The 310-nt window shown below is 74.8% G+C and carries 1 protein-coding gene; it reads right to left on the bottom strand.

Annotated elements, in window-relative coordinates; translation table 11 throughout:
• Positions 1-310: hypothetical protein (locus tag PUR56_RS01650; RefSeq protein WP_329947546.1), on the bottom strand; the 310-nt coding region annotated here is incomplete at both ends.

The raw sequence follows: 310 nt of genomic DNA on the forward strand, positions 1-310 counted from the left end.
GCGGCGAGCACGCCGGTGAGCGAACCCGCCGGTACCAGCACGCCGACCGGCGGTGCGTCGAGCGTCCGCAGCCGGTCGGCCAGCTCGGCCCGCACCCCGATCTCCAACCGGAGCACGGACGCGCCGTGACCGGTCAGGACATCGGCGAGGGCGACGGTCTCCTCGTCGTCCTCACCGAGAAGCAGCCCGCAACCGTCGACCCGGGCCGCGCCGGGATCGGCGACCGGCTTCCAGGTGACGCGGTATCGCCAGCCGTCGATGAGCGACCGTTCCTGGCCGCGCGCCCGCCAGGTCGACAGCGCGGGCAGCA

Origin of the sequence: Streptomyces sp. BE303 (assembly GCF_036290945.1) — a bacterium.
Lineage (GTDB): Bacteria > Actinomycetota > Actinomycetes > Streptomycetales > Streptomycetaceae > Kitasatospora.